Raw genomic sequence first — 16,407 nt, 5'->3', positions numbered from 1 at the left:
CAACTGCAAAAAGTCGAAGACTGGGGTTAAACGCACAAATTAAAATTTACAACTACTTGATTTCACTTAAAACTTCCAACTTAAAACTTAACACTGCCTGCAAAAACATATTTTTTGCAGGCGCATCTACATACACGCTTGGCTTGTAATGGTGTTTTTTTGTGGGCACATATTGACTGAACACCACAAAGTGGTGCAGAATATACAATAAAAGCAAAATATTATCCCTACTAAATCGGTTCCTTTTCATCCTCCTGAACGCAAAACCATAGCGGTTATGGTTATCTATTTCGAAAGTGTGTCCTTATAACCAGGAGGTGGGTTATGGTCAGCCTGGAAACCCTCAAATCTTTGGAGCTGTTCCATGATCTGAGCACAGAGCAATTGGAATCCCTTCAGGAACAGGCGTACACTGAACACTTCACCCGGAACACCTGTTTATTCAAAGAAGGTGATCCGGCCAGAGAACTGTGGATCGAGACCGAGGGGCAAGTTGATCTCCGCTTTGAGCTGCCCGGTCAAACCATCACTTCCAACGATCAAACCATCCAACACATAGAGGCCCGTCCCCTGGAAGCCAGAATGCTTGGCTGGTCCTGCTTCGTTCCTCCTTACCAGATGAGGCTTTCTGCATATTGCGTGACCGAGACATGCACTGTGATCAAATTTAAGCGGGATGCCTTGCTTGAGCTTTTTGAACATGACACAGACATGGGATACAAGATCCTGTCTTTTATGATCAAGGTCGTCGGCTATAGATTCCATGAATGTCAGGACGAGTTGGCCAAGCACATGGGAGAGAATATTATAAACGCCTGGTAAACAGCCGAAGTAAAAAATATCAGATCTTCATGAGCAGAGCATCCATCATTGTCAGCAGGATACAACCGGCACATCCCTTGTTTGGCAGTGCAATTACGGAAGCTGATTTTCCTCGAATCCCCTCCGCACAACCCAAGGAGAGTGCATCATGATGGAAAAAGACTACTTATCTCCATTCGCCATGGTGAACAAGGATATTTGCGACGGAGCTGATGAACGGCAAGTGGTCAATCACATCACCAAATATGTCACCCAAACCCTCAATCTTACCGGATGTTTTATAAAACTCCTGACTGGGAGCAGCCAATACGAAGAATATCCCTCCCAAAAATCCTTGAGACTGGGAGACAATACATTCAAATTCAAGTGTTCAGAGCAGTATAAGCTTGAGCTGCTCTCGAGCTATGGCTTGAGTCAGGGGTTTCTCTATTCTCGATCAGCCAACCAGCCAACCAGCATATTCAATTGCCTGCCGGATGAAAACATCTATTTCACGGATATTACCGATCTGGATCAGGAGGACGAAGATTTTGCCTTGATGAAGGCAGAAGGACTCAAGGCCTTATTCATGTTCCCGGTTGATATGTATCATGAAAATGTGGGAACTGTTGCCTTGTTTGACAGCAAAAACGGCAGCTTAAGCCGTGACGACATCAAGTTCGCCAAGGCCCTGACCAGTCGAGGAATTGCGGCCGTTGTCTACCAGCGGAACATGGAGGACCTGTTGGAGAGAAAGCGGCTTTTCCTGAGCAGCTTTCAGGAAATCAGCAATACGATCAATGCCACCTTGAACATCAACAAGGTCCTGCAACTGGCTGTGCAGAAGATCACTGAAGCCCTTGGGGTCAAGGGCACGCAGATCCGGCTTCTGGACCAGACGACCCAGGAGCTCCACTTAGCCGCCTCCCATGGGCTCAGTGACCAATTTCAAAACATCGGACCGATAACCTACAAGAGGGGGATCGAGGCCCAATACTCCCTCGATGCCCACCATATTGACGATATTATCGTCATTGAGGATATCGCATCTGACCCCCGGGTGCAGTACAGGGAGGCGGTTTTGGCTGAAAAGGTGAACAAAATGCTCACCCTGCCCTTGCACATTCGAGCCAAAAACATTGGGGAACTGACTATCTTCACCAGCGGGGAGGGGTCATTTTCCGAAGAAGAGCTCAAGTTCGCCGATGCAATCGCCCAACAGTGCGCACTGGCTATAGAAAACGCGAAAATCTACCAACGGATAAAATATGAATACCAGCACCTTCTTGAAGAGTTCGGATACGACGGAAGCAGCTGATCGCCATTCCCCGCAGGGTCAGTGCTGGTTAATGCCGCGCCGCCTCCCGCTTCAATCCGCTCCCCTGGTCCGGGAGACGGCGCCTTCATTCAGGAATGTGTCTGCCCTTCCGATCCGGAGATGAACAAGTGCTGCAGTTCAGGGTGGTTCTGAAGGGCGCGCAAGAAGAGCTGGGTCCGGTGCTCCATCCGGTTTCGAAATGTGTGTACAATCCTGGACAGAAAGGAAAACCCGAAATCATGGTGACTCTCCATAAGCTCCAGCAGCTTTTGGCCCGGCAGACACACCAGCTCGCATGACTCGGCACAGACGGCACTGCTTTGACTCCGGCTACCGCCCACCAGGCTGGACAGCCCGAAGCACGCCCCCGGCTCCAGCCTCTCCAGGGTAATGATCACATCCGGCACAGGCTGAACTTCCAAAAATATGCTCCCGGTCAAGACCATATAGCACTGGTCCAGCTCCTGTCCCTCGGAAAACAGGACAGTGTCGTCGCTGAATATCTTCAGCTTCCCAACACTTCCCAGAAGCTCGAGGTGGGCATCGGACATGTCCTGAATCAGGGTGATTCGTCGCAACTCGTGCTTATCTACCATGCGCTTTCCTCTTTACCGGATCAAAATTCCAATTTGTGTACCCAAAGCCTCACCCGGGTCAGGTCATGATGTACACGACAAAGATAAACAGGGTGGCGATGCCGGCCCCGAAGCCGATGGGCATGGTCCCCGCCCGCATATCCCGGACCAGCATCCGCTTCTTCATTTCCAGTTTCCGCCCGGTCAGCCCCATCAGCAGCCAGATATTGACCCCAAAGAACATGAGAAAGGAGACAGGAAAGGCCTGCACTGCCCGGCCCAGGCCCCTGGCAAAGGCCCGCATGCCTTCCTCAGCCAGGGCATTGACCCCGTTTAAGGACCAGTCCAGAAAGCTGCATGCGGCACTGCCCAGCTTACGGTACACCCAGTCCACATCCAGATTGATCGATCTGGCTTCAGCCGGATAGAGACCAAAGTGCAGGGCCGCATACAACCCCAGCCCGCCGAATCCGAGGAGCTGCAGCTGCTGGAGCACATGTGCCCCGGTGTAGGGAACATAGTCGACGGAAAACGGCAGCATGACGTACAGCCATCCAGGAAAAACACCGATGAACACGCACAAGAAGGCAGTCAGCCCCATGGCGATTTGCATATTCCAGGATCCCTCCCTGGGCCTGAGCCCGGAATCCGTCCCGAAAAAAGTGGCGTACGGAAGCTTGACACCGGCATGGAACACCGCTCCGGCCGAGGCAAGCTGGAGAAAAGGCCAGAGCACGGCCATATGCTCATGCCCTGCAGCACTGATGACCATTGATTTGCTGACAAACCCGCTGAACATGGGGAAGGCGGAGATGGACGCAGCTCCGATGATGCAGAAGATGCAGGTTGCGGGCATGGATTTGTACAGACCTCCCAACTCGGTAATCCGAGCTGTGCCGGTCCGATCCAGCACCACGCCGGCGGCCATGAACAGCACAGCCATGTACAGGACGCAGCAAAAGGCGTGGGCAATGGCTCCGTTCAGGGCCAGGGCCGTTCCAATCCCGATCCCGCAGAACATGAACCCGGCCTGGTTGAGCAGGCTGTAGGCCAGCAGCCTGCGGATATCGTTCTCCAGGAAAGCGTAGACTATAGGCACAACCACCATGACCGCCCCGACCCAGATCAGGATCTCGGCCCCTGGAAAGCACCTGGCCAGGAGATAGACCGCGCTCTTGGTGGTGAAGGCGCTTAAAAACACTGTGCTGGTCGGGGTTCCCATGGGATATGCGTCCGGAAGCCAGGCATGCAGGGGGACTGCCGCCGCGTTCAGGGCAATCCCCAGAAAAATGAGCCAGGACCCGGCCCCGTTCAGCCCGATCTGCGCAAACTCCAGGCTCCCGGTTTCCTGCGCATACAGAACAATACCGGCCAGAAGAAGCAGTCCGCCGAAGATGTGCATCAAGACATAGCGAAACCCGGCATCCTTGGCCTGCCTGCTTCGGGAGGCCAAGATCAAAAAGACGGAGCTGACCGCCATGATTTCCCAGAAGATGTACAGGGTCAAAAAATCGCCTGCAAACACCACTCCGAGCGTGCTTCCAGCGTAGATCAAAGACGCGACGTGCTGCAGATTGTCCCGGACGTGCAGAGCGAATAAGACACTGACAAGGGTCATGATGCAAAATACATAGCCAAAGACCAGGCTCAGCTTGTCCACTCTACTCAGATTGAGCTCATACCCCCAAAAGCGGACAATGTTGGAGGTATCAGGAGTCCAGGACAGAAGCACAGCCCCTGCGGCCAGAGGCAACAGCATGAGGTAGACCCACTTGGCCCGGCCCTGAAAATACGGGACCAGCAAGGAGCCGAGAATCAAGATAATGCCCGGGGTACAAAGATTAGTTATCATAATAGTCCTCATCACGCTGGACAAAGCCCCGCAAAGCCTTTGCCAGGCCCAGGAACACACCGGCTGAGACAAGACCGAATCCGGCGGAAAAACCGTACATCTCGGTCCAATGAAAAGCCGGATGCCTTTCGACGAACAGCTCCGCCCCCAGAAGGAGCAGCAACCCGACTGCAAAGCAAAGCAGCAGCCAGCCTCCCCGGCCCTTGGGCAATGTTTTCCTCTGCTTTGTGGTCATGTGCACACCCGTTTTGCGGTATTCGTTCATGAGAACAACACCCTGTACTTGGTGCATCCTGCCCAGGGACTAGCCCAAAGCCATTTGGGCCAGGCTGACAAACAGGCCGGGATACAGGAACAGGGCCACAGAGATCCCGGCCGTTGCGGCCAAGGGTATCACGCAGCACAAAGGCGCCTCCTGGATCCCGGGAGCCGCTTCTCCAGCCGGCTGAGGAACAAAAAACCCCCGAAACACTATGGGCAAGAAATACAATGCATTCAGGAAGGAACTGACCAGGAGCACACCGGCAAACAGGACCTGATCCGCTGATATCGCCCCCAGCAGGAGATTCCACTTGCTGTAGAAGCCGCCTGTGGGCGGTAGGCCGATGACGCTTAACGATCCGATGAAAAATGCCCCCAGGGTGATGGGCATCATCCGCCCCAAGCCGTCCATCTGGCTGATGAATTTTTTCCCGGTGGCCACCATGATCGCTCCGGCACAGAAGAACAGGGTGATCTTGCCGAAGGCATGCATGACAATGTGCAGGACTCCGCCCAGCATGCCCTTGGGGGAAAGCAGGGCAATGCCCAAGACGATATAAGAGAGCTGACTGATGGTGGAGAATGCCAGCCGGCGCTTGAGCTCATCCTGGGACAAGGCGATGCAGGAGGCCAGGAGAATGGTGACCGAGGCCACCGTGGCCAGAGCCGGTCCCAGGGCCAGGCTCTGGAGCAGATCGACGCCAAACGTCCCTGTGCTGATCCTGACAATGCTGAACACCCCAACCTTGACCACTGCGACCGCGTGCAGCAGGGCGCTGACCGGGGTGGGGGCGACCATTGCCGCCGGGAGCCAGGAATGAAAAGGCATGATCCCGGCCTTGGCGAAGCCGAAGACAAAGACGAAAAACAACAGGATGAGTACCGGGGCCGGGGCCTGGCCGGCCAGAATCCCGGCGGCAGTAAAATCCAGGGTTCCGGCCAGATGATAGCAGTACAGCATTCCGGGCAGGACCAGGCCCACCGAGGTGCCCAGGATAAACCCCAGATACTTGCGCCCCGATATCCGGGCCTCCCGGTCCTGGTGATGGGTGACCAGAGGGTACGTGCACAGGGAGAGCATCTCGTAGAACAGATACAGGGTGAACAGATTGGCGGAGAACGCGACGCCGATGGTGCTGGACAAGGCCAGGGCGAAATAGGCGAAGAACCTGGTCTGGGCATGCTCATTCAGCCCGCGCATATACCCGATGGAGTACAGACTGGTAAAGATCCACAAAAAGGAGGCCACCAGGGCGAACAGGATACCCAGGGCATCGACCCGAAGGGCAATGGGCACGCCGGGGAAAGGCGTGGCCAGAGTGAGCACAAACTCCTGGCCGCCTAGAACAGCCGGAAGCATGGAGACCACCAATCCGAACTTGATCAGCCCGGCCACAAATGTCCACGCTTCGCGGACATTCGGCCGCCTGCCACTGGAGAGCAGAACCGGGATAACCAGCATGGAGACCAGAACGGCAAACAGGGGGCGAAGAGAGACTATCTGATCCATCAGCTCATACCTTGGTGCACAAAGGGCACGATGATTTTCTGAACCACAAATCCTGACCACACACCGACTGCAATCAGTCCCGCCCCAACCAGCCCCAGGGATCCAAGCATGGGAAGAGGCGCTTCGTTCAGGACCGCCTCCTGATGTCCGTGTCCACCGTGTTCCTCATCCTCGGCAGGGAAAAAGGCGATCTCCACCACCCTGAAGACAAGCACCGCGCTGGCCAGACTGCTCAGGATCAGGGCGGCCACAAATATCCACGCTCCGGCCTCGATGCCCCCGACAATCAGATACCATTTACTGAAGAACCCGCAGGTGGGAGGGACACCGATTATGCTCACTCCGGCCAGGACGAACCCGGCCATGGTCCAGGGCATGGATCCAAAGATGCCCCGCAGGTCTTGAAACGAGGTTTTCTTGTGCACATAGGCAATATTGCCCAGGACCAAAAACAGGGCAAAGGTCATCAGGGCGTCGTTCACGATATGCAGTATGGCCCCGGTCATCCCGTTCGCATTGCCCAGCCAGGCCCCCCCGACCATGTACCCCACCTCGCAGACGATGATATAGACCAGCATCTTGGTCAGGTCCTGCTGAGCCAGGGCCAGAAGGGCCCCGGCCAGGATAGCCACACTGGCCAGAATCAGGACAAAGGACTGCAGCTGCAGGTCCTCAAAGACGTACTGGTAGCCAAACACAGAGAGCATCAGCCGGATCATGACGTAGATCATGACCTTGGTCATCAGAGGGGCAATGATCCGGCTGGCGGACACCGGGGCATAGGCATAGGCATTTGGCAGCCAGCCGTGCAGGGGGAAGAGGGCCATCTTGATCCAGACCCCGATGAGGCAAAAGACAAAGGCCACGACAATGGCCGAGGACCCCATGATCGACGGCAGCAGGCTATGCACGTCGAACATATTCAGGGAGCCGGTCATGATGTACAGATAGCCCACCCCCAGGAGATAAAAGCTGGCCCCGATGACCCCCAGGAATACGTAGTTCAGGCTGGCCCAGGGAGCCCGGTCCCTGTTGCCCATGGCCAGCAGGCCGTAGGAAGCCAGAGAGGCGATCTCAATGAGCACGTAGAGATTAAACAGATCCGCAGTTGCCGTAACACCCAGAATCCCGGTCACGAAAAGCAGATAGATGACGTAAAACGTGGCGTCCTTGATCCCCAGCTCTGCATGGATGTTCCGCTTGCTGGCCACGATATTGACCAGGGATACAACACAGATCACCAGCAGGACCAGGATATTGAGCTTGTCGATGTACAGCTCGATACCCATTGGCGGGGGCCATCCGCCAAACCAGTAGCTCACCGCTCCTTCCTCCAGGACCTGCAGCAGCAGCTTCCAGGCGCATAGGGCTGAAGCGGCCAGCCCGAGGATGGTGACCGGATAGCACAGGCGCCGGTCCACCCAGATCAAGGCAGCGTTGACAAATGCGGCCAAAAGGGGCGAGAGCACGAGCAGAGCTGGATAATTGGCAGCAATCATTGCGTAACTCGCATTCGGATTTCGTCTTCCTCAAGGGTCTGATAGCGCTGATAGACCATGATCACCAAGGCCAGGGCAACACCCAGGGTGGCCACGGAGACCACGATGGCCGTGAGCATGAGCACATGGGGCAAGGGGTTCATATACTGGGCAGCCTCTATGGCCTGATGGCTCATCTCAGGTCCATGGCCGCCGACAATGATAGGGATGGTGGCGTCTTCCTTGTAGCCGATGGAGATAAAGAACAGGATGATAGCGGTTTGGAAGATATTCATCCCGATCAGCTTCTTGATCAGATTGTTCTTGGCGATCATGGCGTACAGCCCGATCATCATCAGGATGATATACAGCCAATAGTTGTACTTATGGATGATCTCAGTCACTATATCAGGCATAGTGCGTGCTCCATAAAATTTTTCAGCCCTGCCTGGGACAGGGCTGAAAATCACAGTCGTTGCTCTGTTTCTGCCTTACAGCCCTTGGTTGTGCCGTCCCGCAGAAGCAATGTTCACATACAAAATGGCCATGACCGACATGACCGAGAATCCGACCCCGATCTCCACGCCCAGCATCCCCAGGGCCCGGACATGGCCCGGGTCCACCGGGAGCACAGCCGCGAGCTGACTGTAGTCCAGGAAGTTGCCGCCCAACAGAATGCACATGCATCCGATCCCGGAGTAAATGACCACTCCCAGGGCACACAGCAATCCCAGGGCCTTTTCTGACATCTGCTCCAGGAAGGTCCGCAGATCAAAGGACAAGGCCAGAAGAATGAGGCTGGCCCCAAAAATCACCCCGCCCTGGAATCCGCCTCCTGGGCTGAAATCCCCGTGGCAGACGACGTACAGCCCGAAGATCTGGATGAAAGGAATCAAGATCCGGCACACGGTCTTGATGATCAGGTCGTGCGGGACCCACATGTTGTCGATGAGCTGGAATTCCCGCTGACCTTTGGGTGCCTTGTTCGGGTCCTGGATATGGATGACGATCCCGGTGGGTATATGCCTGTACTCCCGCCCTCTGGTCCGCTGGGTATAGGTGCGCAGCAACAGGATGCAGGCCAGCCCGGCCCCGAAAACCACCACGGTTTCGAACATGGTGTCGTACCCCCGGTAGTCGGCCAGAACCGCGGTCACCAGATTCGGAGCCCCTGTCTCGTGCAGGGCCTCGGTGATGAAGTGCGGAGAGAGATGGGTGCTGGCCGGGGAGGACGGATCGCCCCAGGCCGGAAAATCCTGGGTTGCCGTGAGCAGGAGCCCGCCGCAAATCATGACGATGATCAAGCCGGCCAGTTTCAATCCTTGGTCCTCCGTGTTGTTCGAAATACAGCGGCCACAACAAAAACCGAGCTCACTCCGGCCCCAACCGAGGCCTCGGTGAAGGCCACATCCACCGCGCCCATGACCGCCCACAACAGGCACATCATAAAGCTGTAGGCCCCGAACAGTATGGCTGTGCCCAAAAGATCGCGGACTGATATGGCGGCAATGGCACAGACGATGACCAGGGCGAGAATGACGAGGTCAATCTGCCAGAGCACTAGCCCCTCCTTGTCTCTGTTTTGCGCCAGGGCATCATTCCGGCCTGAATCCCGGCATCCACTATAGCATGGGTGGCCGTCGGGCTGGAATGAAACATGAACCCGGCGATAAGCAGCATTTTGACACTGACCAAAACATTGGGCAGATCGAAATGCTGCCAAGTGATATTATACACAGCAAGGCCCACGACCATGAGCATCAGCCCCAGAGTATCCAGCTTGCCGGCCGGATGCAGACGGCTGTAGAAATCCGGCATACGCAGGATGCCTACTCCACCGCCGGTAAAGAGAATAAGACCGCTGCCCAAACAGGCCACAACAATGACATGTATGAGAAGTTCAACCATAACCAGTGTTCTCCCTCACCTCTGGATCAGGACCGCTACTCTTCACTCAGGCCCTTCTTCTTGTAGAAATACCTGGACGCGGCCAGGACAGTGATAAAATTGAGCAGGGCATAGGCCAGAGCAATATCCACGAACATATCTACCCGGTCATACAGAAAGCCGATAATCAAAAGCAACACAACGGTCTTGCTTCCTATCCCGTTGGCTCCCACCAGCCGGTCCAGGACCGTCGGCCCGAAAACGGCCCTGTACAGGGTGATCATCATGAGCGCACACAAGCCCAGGCCGATGGCCAATAGAAAGGTATCCATGGCTAGTCCTCAAAAACGCGTTTGACTTTTTGGCCCATAACGCCCGGCAGCTCTTCGGCCGTCAGCCTGTCGATGGCATGTACCTTGAAATTTCCCCTGTGGTCTGCGGACACGGTTATCGTCCCCGGGGTCAAGGTTATAGAGTTGGCCATGGCCGTTATGGACAAATCTTCTCTCAGGTCGGTCTGGAAGCTGACGATTTGGGGATCAATGAGATCCATCATCCTGGGATGAAAGATAAGACGCAGCAAATGGATGTTGGCCTGGAAGACCTTCCAGATCAGCCACGGCAAATAGGCCAGAAATTTCACCGAATAGCGGATATAGCTCCACTTGGGATAGGGAAAAATAAGGGTATGGGACAGTGCAGCCACAATTAGGCAGGAGACGGCTCCCAGCCAGAGGAGCATCGGGTCGAACATCCCGGAAAAAATGATCCACAAGATGTACATCAGACAAAAGGTCAGAATGAATGAAACAACACGCCTCATGATGCTTTGCCTTGGATTTCTCCTGTAGTTAAGGAGGGTTATTCCCTACCCTGACGGGACTGCAAAAAGTCGTCTTACGTTTATTTGCGATAAAATTTGAATATATAACAATTTGATTCTACTGATCTCTGACTTCTGATTACTGACCTCTGGCGAGTGCAAATACAGATTTTGCACTCGCATCTGCCCTGAACCAGGGCCCTCGCGCTTGAACAGGGAAACATGCGAGCCCTCCAGTGCTGGGCGCACCCCCGCCCCGCCATCAGCCGCTGTCCTGGACAGGACGGCCATATTTCCGACGGTCTCGCTGCTCAGGACCGGACAGGCCGCTGCTTGGGAAGGCTCAAATGGAAGGTGGTGCCTGTTCCTATCTGACTTTCAAACCAGATCGACCCGCCGAGGCGCTTCATGATCTTCCTGCATATGGGCAGCCCCAGGCCTGTCCCCTTGCCTTCAGGCTTGGTGGTGTAAAACAGCTCGAAGATGCGGTCCTGAACTTTTTCCGGAATCCCCGGACCATTGTCCGCAATCCGGATATGCCCCCCGGTTTCTTCCTCCCGGAGAGTTATGTCCAATCTCCCGCTGCTGTCCTGGTGTTCCCGGACGGCATAGATCGCATTGCTCAGGATATTGACCAGCACCTGTTGCAGCAGCTTGTAGTCGGAATGCACATTCACCGCATCCTTTGGCAAATCCGTGCTTACCTGGGCAGGCACGTACTTCAGCTCCGGCTCCAGATAGCGCATTGTATCCTGAATCAGGACCTGCAGGGAAAACTCTTTGCGTTCCGGCCCTGTATCCCGGACAAAGTCCAGGACCTGATTGGTGATGGACCTGCCGCGCGAAGTCTGGGCCTCGATCTCCTGCAGGGTCTGAGTCAACTCCTTCCGGTCTTCGTCCGACAGGCCGCGGGCATCTTCGACCACCACCTTGCCCCATCCCGCAGCCTGGTTGATCACGGACAGCGGGTTCTTCAGATCGTGAACAATGGATGCAGCCATGCGCCCCATCTCGGTCAAGCGGTCTATGCGCACCAGGTCTTCCTGGAACCTATGCCACATGGACTGATCGCTGGCCACAGCCAGCAGTCCCTGGGCCGTTCCTGCGTCGTCCGTCCATTGGCAGAGATAGACCCGAAAGGGGGCGGTATGTCCCTGGGCATGCCGGAACCATATCTCCTGCTCTCCGCAGCCCTGGGACTTGGCAGCTGCCACCAGTTCCTCGAGCTCCTCGGGGCTTGCAACCAGATCCTGAAGCGGCGAGTCGGCTATGTGCTGCGCATCCCAGCCCAGCAGATGTTCCCCGCGGGAGCTGACATCCAACACCCTGCCCTCCCAGTCCAAAATGCACAAGACATTGTTCGTGCATTCGCACAGTCCGCGGACAAGACCGGACAGCTGGGAAGGAGTCAGTTGCAGACCGGGAAATCTGGGTCTGGGTGTATTGCGGGGCTCAGTCATTTCGTATGCCGTACAGGCTGCGCAGCTTGCGGATGGCTTTCTTCATTCCCGACTCCTGCGGGTCTGCAGACGGCTGGCCCTCGTGCTCGGCAGGCCTGCCCTTTTTCTGTTTCATTTTGTACTGATATGCATCGCGTATGGTCTGCATCAAGGACTCGAACTCGATGGGCTTGAGCAGGTAATTATAGGCCCCTTCCTGTCCGCTTTCCAATGCCGACTCGGCACCTCCGTGACCCGTGAGCACTATGCACTGCAGGTCCGGCTGGATGGTCTTCAACCGCCTCTGGGTCTCCACCCCGTCCATGCCCGGCATCTTCAAGTCCACGACAGCAACGTCGTAATCTTCTTCAGCCGCCACCTGCAAAGCTTCTTCTCCGGAAAAAGTCACCTTGACCGTGAACCCCTCGCGCAGAAGCCGCTTGGCCAGGTACTCGAGCAGCGACTGCTCATCGTCGATGAGCAGGACCCGTATATTCCTGTCTTCGCCCATGTCTCACCTCTTCAAGGCATGTAACCCGCTTGATCCTTAATCGTCTCTATCCCGAGGCTTTATTTTTTGTCAACTCTCCACCTATCCTATTATACGTCTTTGTCCTCACCTCCGGGTCACGACCGGAACACAAGCGTTCAGCCCCTAAACGAACCTACCGGATCAGCAGACTAAAAATGACTCTTCGACACAAGAAGTCGAAACTTAACACAGAAGAGATGGCAAACTCCAAAAATCCACAGGCTAGGTCGAAGAACCGGGAAAAGCAGAGGAAAGAACTCTTGAGAGAGATGGCGGAAGATGATAGAAAATATGCTGTGTTCTTGTTCCGGCCGCTTTCGCCTGACGTTCAACACCGCAATGGATTGCCATGGTTTCCACGCATGATCCCCAGAGCCTGAGCCAGGAACTGCTCAAGGAGTGGCATACCCTGGAAAAGGAATTCATATCCCAGCTGTTTTTCAACTCCCCCATCGGAATCTATATCCTCCAAAACGGCAGATTCCGCTTTGTAAACCCTGAGTTTCAACATATTACAGGATACCAGGAAGACGAACTCAAGGGCACCCTCTCCCTGGATATCGTTCACCCCGAAGACCGGGATATGGTCCGGAGCAAGGCGGTGGAGATGCTCAAGGGGCACAGGAGCACTCCCTACCTGGGACGCATCGTGCGCAAGAACGGCGAAACCCGATATATCCTGGAGTCGGTCTGCTCCATCAGCTATCGGGGACAAAGGTCCACTCTGGGCTACTTCATGGACAACACGGAACAGGAACTGATCAAGGAAGCTTTGCGCCAGTCGGAAGAAAAGTTTCACAAGGCCTTTCGATCCAGCCCGGACTGGGTGGTGATCAGCACCCTGGACAACGGGACCTACCTGGAAGTCAATCAGGCCTTTTTGCACACCACAGGGTTTACGGCCAGGGAAGTCATCGGCCGGACCTCAACTGAACTCGGGATCTGGGTCGATCCGGATGAGCGGGATGAGCTGCACCAGATCCTGGGCGAGAACGGCAGGGTGTGCAATGCAGAGGTCAGGTTCCGGGTCAAGTCCGGGGAGGTGCTGCACGTCCTGTGGTCCGCCGAGGTCATCGAATACGGTGGCCGGCAGTGCCTTATTGCCGTGGCCCGGGATATTACCGACCGCAAGCTGGCGGAACAGGAGCAGATGCGCAGGGAGAAGCTGCAGGGCGTCCTGGAGATGGCCGGAGCGGCCTGCCATGAGATGAATCAGCCCCTGCAGAACATCTTTTTCATGCTTGACGACTTTCTAGAAGCCTACCCGGAAAGTCAAACCGGTCTGCAGCTCAAGGAACAGATGAAGCGCATCCGAATCATTACCGGCAAGCTGGAACGGATCACCACTTATGAAACCAAGGACTACATCCAGGGAACCAAGATCATAGACATCGACAAGGCCTCCCTGCAGTGCCCGGTGGATCCGGGAGGAGACAGCTCCTCCCCTTCGCACACATAAGAACGAAAAACTATGGGGCTTGAGTCCACTGTGTCTGTGCGCTGCGGGCAGCAGGTTCAAAGGCCCGGGCGAAGCCAGGCAATGAAGCGTACCACATCAGCCTTTCCTGCACCCATGCCGCAGGAGGGACACCTTGAGGAGACTGCATGCACAAACATATTCTCTTGACCATCAGCGATGACCCCAGTCACTTGTACGGCATCAAGTTTGTCAACGAGTTCTTCAAAAACAAGGACGCTGTGCGCTTCACCCTGTTTTTTATTGCCCCCCGGAGCGGGCGGGACGCAGAGTTCGAGCTGGATCAGCAGGAGGCCGAAGCCTGTGACTTGGCCCTGGAGACAGCCAGACAGCGCCTGATCATGGGCGGCTTTGAAGAAGAAAATCTCTTGTGCAAGATCAAGAAACGGTCCCTGAGCAAGGTCAAGGATATTATTCATGAAGCGAACAAGGGGCTGTACGACGCAGTGATTTTGGGCCGACGGGGAGTCAGCCGGCTGGAAGAGCTGATCAACGACAGCGTCAGCATGCGGGTCCTGGAGCAGGAGCGCAAGTCACCGCTCTGGCTCTGCCGTGAACCTGAGCCCGGACGCCGGAACGTCCTTCTCTGCGTGGACGGCTCCGAACCGGCCCTGCAGATTGCCGATCATGTCGGATTCATGCTTCGAAACGAGGACTCCCACTCCATCACCCTGTTTCACGCCAGTCCGCAGGGGCACAAGGGCGACACCATCCTGGAACGGGCCAGGGAAGAATTGATCAACAACGGCATCGCTCCGGAGCGGATACATGCCAAGAATGCCGCCGGGACCAAGGCCGACCAGCTCATCCTTCAGGAGGCAGAAGCAGGAGGATATGCGGTTGTTGCTGCCGGATACGCGGAAAAGCCGAAAGACGGGCTCTTCCGTCTGGGCTCCACGAGCAAGAAGCTGGCCTACAACCTGAAGAATGCTGTCCTCTGGCTGACCTGAGGTCCAGAGCTTCTGTTTCATGCCAGCATCCCACTCACATCAGACTTGCACCTCGGCGGCTGCCACCCGCCGCAGCCGCCTGATCTCCCGCATCCCCATCCAGGAATGACCGATCAGGGTCACCACAATCAGGGTTCCGCCGACATAGGTCATCATCGGCGGGACTTCACCCAGGACAATCCAGACCCATAGAGGGGACAGAAGGGTCTCCACAATAATGAACAGGCTGACCTCAGGCGAGGGCAGATATCTGGTGCTTTGGGCGATGAGGTACAGGGCCAGGGGCATCTGAACCAGCCCCATAATCATCAGATAGACAAACCCCTGGGCACTGACCTGCAGGGGGTGAGCCCAGGGCAGAACGCATGCGGCCATGACAATCCCGCCCACGCTGACCAGGCCCATCCGGTCCAGATCCGGACTCCGCCGCAGAAGGGTCAGATTGCCCCCGGCATTGCAGGCGGTCAAAACAGCAATGAAGTCTCCGAGCAGCGCCCCGTGCCCCAACGATCCGGCAAAAACCAGGATCACGCCGCAGAAAGCCAGAACAATGGCCATCCATGTCCGCAGGGGGATGAGCTCGATGCGGAACAGACGGGTGAACAAGGCTGCGAATAAAGGGGCACTGCTGATGATGACCACGGTATTGGCCACTGAGGTGAACGCGACTGAGGTGACAAAAAATATCCCCCCGGTTCCGAACAGAAACGCAGAGGTCCACGCTGTCTTCGGGACCTGCTGGAAAGGGGCAAAGGCCTTTTTCCCCTTGGTGCAGACCAGCACCAGAGCCAGGGACAGGAAAGTAAAGATCCCCCGCCAGAATATCACATTCCAGGCCGTAGTCTGCGCAAGGCGAATAAGCAGGGCGTCAAAGCTGATGGCCGTCACCCCGGATATGACGATAAGCAGCCCTATTGTCCGCTCTCTGCTTGTGTCCGCATAGTTCACTTTCGATCCTCCCCGGGTCACCAGCGTGTCGAAGCTGACCATACGGGGGGTTTGTCTCCTTGTAAAGCAAGCCGGCTGCTCAAGCAGAACTGTTTGGTGGCTCTTGGACACAGAAAGTGGAATTGCCTTCATAAGAGTTTGCCGTCTCTTCTGTGTGCCGTGAGCGGCAGTCCCGCACATCTTCTTGGTCCGCCACCCGGCACTCACGTGTATGATACGCTTTCGTATGAAAAACTGTTATCCCATCTTTACGCTTAACTTCGCAAAATTAGCTTAAAATTTGCCTGGATTAACTTGCCAAAAATCCGTAACCACCTGAAAATACGTAGTTACTTTAGTTATACGGTCTTTTGTAGTGACTACGAATGCAAAACTGCTTATTGACAGAATGGCCAGCCATGATAAACTCCTTGCATGTTCATCAGGGAAACAAAAAGAAAGTACAAGAATTCTAATAAGTTATATTATACACATAAGTTAGTTGAGTCAATTCGTACTCCGGATGGCCCCAGGCAAAGAGTTGTGCTTAATCTGGGCACCTTGGAGCTTTCGAAAG

The 16,407-nt window shown here is 55.4% G+C and carries 18 protein-coding genes; 4 read left to right on the top strand and 14 right to left on the bottom strand.

Features of this window, described 5'->3' with window-relative positions; genetic code table 11:
* The first annotated feature begins 324 nt into the window (after window positions 1-324).
* A complete protein-coding gene (locus tag N902_RS0113310) occupies window positions 325-822 on the top strand; it encodes a Crp/Fnr family transcriptional regulator (protein ID WP_027371321.1) in 498 nt (165 codons plus the stop codon).
* Between the two features lie 148 nt (window positions 823-970).
* On the top strand, window positions 971-2,119 hold the full coding sequence (locus N902_RS0113305) for a GAF domain-containing protein (RefSeq protein WP_027371320.1): 1,149 nt from the start codon (window positions 971-973) through the stop codon (window positions 2,117-2,119).
* A gap of 89 nt (window positions 2,120-2,208) precedes the next feature.
* Here N902_RS0113305 and N902_RS0113300 read toward each other — a convergent pair whose 3' ends face one another.
* The 13 genes from N902_RS0113300 to N902_RS17920 all read right to left on the bottom strand — a co-directional run bounded on the left by N902_RS0113300 (window position 2,209) and on the right by N902_RS17920 (window position 12,455).
* The gene (locus N902_RS0113300) at window positions 2,209-2,715 is read right to left on the bottom strand and encodes a Crp/Fnr family transcriptional regulator (RefSeq protein WP_027371319.1); all 507 of its coding nucleotides are present in this window, start codon (window positions 2,713-2,715) and stop codon (window positions 2,209-2,211) included.
* A gap of 58 nt (window positions 2,716-2,773) precedes the next feature.
* The gene (locus N902_RS17925) at window positions 2,774-4,546 is read right to left on the bottom strand and encodes a Na(+)/H(+) antiporter subunit D (protein WP_034622884.1); all 1,773 of its coding nucleotides are present in this window, start codon (window positions 4,544-4,546) and stop codon (window positions 2,774-2,776) included.
* Window positions 4,536-4,781 carry a hypothetical protein gene (locus tag N902_RS0113290; RefSeq protein ID WP_153304222.1) on the bottom strand — a complete coding sequence of 82 codons (246 nt, stop codon included), beginning with the start codon at window positions 4,779-4,781 and terminating at the stop codon, window positions 4,536-4,538. Before N902_RS0113290 ends, N902_RS17925 begins: the two co-directional genes overlap by 11 nt.
* 69 nt (window positions 4,782-4,850) lie before the next feature.
* Window positions 4,851-6,317 carry a monovalent cation/H+ antiporter subunit D family protein gene (locus N902_RS0113285; RefSeq protein WP_027371317.1) on the bottom strand — a complete coding sequence of 489 codons (1,467 nt, stop codon included), beginning with the start codon at window positions 6,315-6,317 and terminating at the stop codon, window positions 4,851-4,853.
* Entirely contained in the window at window positions 6,317-7,816 is a 1,500-nt protein-coding gene (locus N902_RS0113280) for a complex I subunit 5 family protein (protein ID WP_027371316.1), read from the bottom strand. Before N902_RS0113280 ends, N902_RS0113285 begins: the two co-directional genes overlap by 1 nt.
* Complete coding sequence (locus tag N902_RS0113275) at window positions 7,813-8,211, bottom strand: cation:proton antiporter subunit C (protein ID WP_027371315.1); 399 nt, start codon at window positions 8,209-8,211, stop codon at window positions 7,813-7,815. Before N902_RS0113275 ends, N902_RS0113280 begins: the two co-directional genes overlap by 4 nt.
* A 75-nt stretch (window positions 8,212-8,286) precedes the next feature.
* Entirely contained in the window at window positions 8,287-9,114 is an 828-nt protein-coding gene (locus N902_RS0113270; protein ID WP_027371314.1) for a Na(+)/H(+) antiporter subunit B, read from the bottom strand.
* The gene (locus N902_RS0113265) at window positions 9,111-9,356 is read right to left on the bottom strand and encodes a Na(+)/H(+) antiporter subunit B (RefSeq protein WP_027371313.1); all 246 of its coding nucleotides are present in this window, start codon (window positions 9,354-9,356) and stop codon (window positions 9,111-9,113) included. Before N902_RS0113265 ends, N902_RS0113270 begins: the two co-directional genes overlap by 4 nt.
* Window positions 9,356-9,703, bottom strand: a complete 348-nt coding sequence (locus N902_RS0113260; protein ID WP_027371312.1) for a cation:proton antiporter — start codon at window positions 9,701-9,703, stop codon at window positions 9,356-9,358. Before N902_RS0113260 ends, N902_RS0113265 begins: the two co-directional genes overlap by 1 nt.
* 35 nt (window positions 9,704-9,738) lie before the next feature.
* The gene (locus N902_RS0113255) at window positions 9,739-10,014 is read right to left on the bottom strand and encodes an MrpF/PhaF family protein (RefSeq protein ID WP_027371311.1); all 276 of its coding nucleotides are present in this window, start codon (window positions 10,012-10,014) and stop codon (window positions 9,739-9,741) included.
* Window positions 10,015-10,016: 2 nt separating this feature from the next.
* The gene (locus N902_RS0113250; protein ID WP_034622881.1) at window positions 10,017-10,505 is read right to left on the bottom strand and encodes a Na+/H+ antiporter subunit E; all 489 of its coding nucleotides are present in this window, start codon (window positions 10,503-10,505) and stop codon (window positions 10,017-10,019) included.
* Window positions 10,506-10,816: 311 nt separating this feature from the next.
* Window positions 10,817-11,965, bottom strand: a complete 1,149-nt coding sequence (locus N902_RS0113245; protein WP_027371309.1) for a sensor histidine kinase — start codon at window positions 11,963-11,965, stop codon at window positions 10,817-10,819.
* Window positions 11,958-12,455, bottom strand: coding sequence for a response regulator (locus tag N902_RS17920; protein WP_051564591.1), 498 nt, complete (start codon window positions 12,453-12,455; stop codon window positions 11,958-11,960). Before N902_RS17920 ends, N902_RS0113245 begins: the two co-directional genes overlap by 8 nt.
* 370 nt (window positions 12,456-12,825) lie before the next feature.
* On the opposite strand from N902_RS17920, the gene N902_RS18880 reads away from it, so the two are divergent.
* Window positions 12,826-13,935 carry a PAS domain-containing protein gene (locus N902_RS18880; protein ID WP_027371308.1) on the top strand — a complete coding sequence of 370 codons (1,110 nt, stop codon included), beginning with the start codon at window positions 12,826-12,828 and terminating at the stop codon, window positions 13,933-13,935.
* 146 nt (window positions 13,936-14,081) lie between these two features.
* On the top strand, window positions 14,082-14,903 hold the full coding sequence (locus N902_RS0113230; protein WP_027371307.1) for a universal stress protein: 822 nt from the start codon (window positions 14,082-14,084) through the stop codon (window positions 14,901-14,903).
* A 39-nt stretch (window positions 14,904-14,942) separates the two neighbouring features.
* Here N902_RS0113230 and N902_RS17910 read toward each other — a convergent pair whose 3' ends face one another.
* Window positions 14,943-15,893, bottom strand: coding sequence for a DMT family transporter (locus tag N902_RS17910; protein ID WP_051564590.1), 951 nt, complete (start codon window positions 15,891-15,893; stop codon window positions 14,943-14,945).
* Window positions 15,894-16,407: the final 514 nt, after the last annotated feature.

The sequence above is a fragment of the Desulfovermiculus halophilus DSM 18834 genome (genome assembly GCF_000620765.1).
Lineage (GTDB): Bacteria > Desulfobacterota > Desulfovibrionia > Desulfovibrionales > Desulfothermaceae > Desulfovermiculus > Desulfovermiculus halophilus.
The sequence above is the reverse complement of the archived record's forward strand: the minus strand, read 5'-3'. Positions and strand labels throughout refer to the sequence as shown.

What these genes read in the sequence shown, in the direction of transcription:
- N902_RS0113230 (WP_027371307.1), top strand. Translation starts at nt 14,082, where the DNA reads ATGCACAAACATATTCTCTTGACCATCAGCGATGACCCCAGTCACTTG.
- N902_RS0113255 (WP_027371311.1), bottom strand. Translation starts at nt 10,014, where the DNA reads ATGGATACCTTTCTATTGGCCATCGGCCTGGGCTTGTGTGCGCTCATG.
- N902_RS17910 (WP_051564590.1), bottom strand. Translation starts at nt 15,893, where the DNA reads ATGGTCAGCTTCGACACGCTGGTGACCCGGGGAGGATCGAAAGTGAAC.
- N902_RS0113300 (WP_027371319.1), bottom strand. Translation starts at nt 2,715, where the DNA reads ATGGTAGATAAGCACGAGTTGCGACGAATCACCCTGATTCAGGACATG.
- N902_RS0113250 (WP_034622881.1), bottom strand. Translation starts at nt 10,505, where the DNA reads ATGAGGCGTGTTGTTTCATTCATTCTGACCTTTTGTCTGATGTACATC.
- N902_RS0113305 (WP_027371320.1), top strand. Translation starts at nt 971, where the DNA reads ATGATGGAAAAAGACTACTTATCTCCATTCGCCATGGTGAACAAGGAT.
- N902_RS17920 (WP_051564591.1), bottom strand. Translation starts at nt 12,455, where the DNA reads ATGGGCGAAGACAGGAATATACGGGTCCTGCTCATCGACGATGAGCAG.
- N902_RS0113310 (WP_027371321.1), top strand. Translation starts at nt 325, where the DNA reads ATGGTCAGCCTGGAAACCCTCAAATCTTTGGAGCTGTTCCATGATCTG.
- N902_RS17925 (WP_034622884.1), bottom strand. Translation starts at nt 4,546, where the DNA reads ATGATAACTAATCTTTGTACCCCGGGCATTATCTTGATTCTCGGCTCC.
- N902_RS0113290 (WP_153304222.1), bottom strand. Translation starts at nt 4,781, where the DNA reads ATGACCACAAAGCAGAGGAAAACATTGCCCAAGGGCCGGGGAGGCTGG.
- N902_RS18880 (WP_027371308.1), top strand. Translation starts at nt 12,826, where the DNA reads ATGGTTTCCACGCATGATCCCCAGAGCCTGAGCCAGGAACTGCTCAAG.
- N902_RS0113275 (WP_027371315.1), bottom strand. Translation starts at nt 8,211, where the DNA reads ATGCCTGATATAGTGACTGAGATCATCCATAAGTACAACTATTGGCTG.
- N902_RS0113280 (WP_027371316.1), bottom strand. Translation starts at nt 7,816, where the DNA reads ATGATTGCTGCCAATTATCCAGCTCTGCTCGTGCTCTCGCCCCTTTTG.
- N902_RS0113285 (WP_027371317.1), bottom strand. Translation starts at nt 6,317, where the DNA reads ATGGATCAGATAGTCTCTCTTCGCCCCCTGTTTGCCGTTCTGGTCTCC.
- N902_RS0113260 (WP_027371312.1), bottom strand. Translation starts at nt 9,703, where the DNA reads ATGGTTGAACTTCTCATACATGTCATTGTTGTGGCCTGTTTGGGCAGC.
- N902_RS0113245 (WP_027371309.1), bottom strand. Translation starts at nt 11,965, where the DNA reads ATGACTGAGCCCCGCAATACACCCAGACCCAGATTTCCCGGTCTGCAA.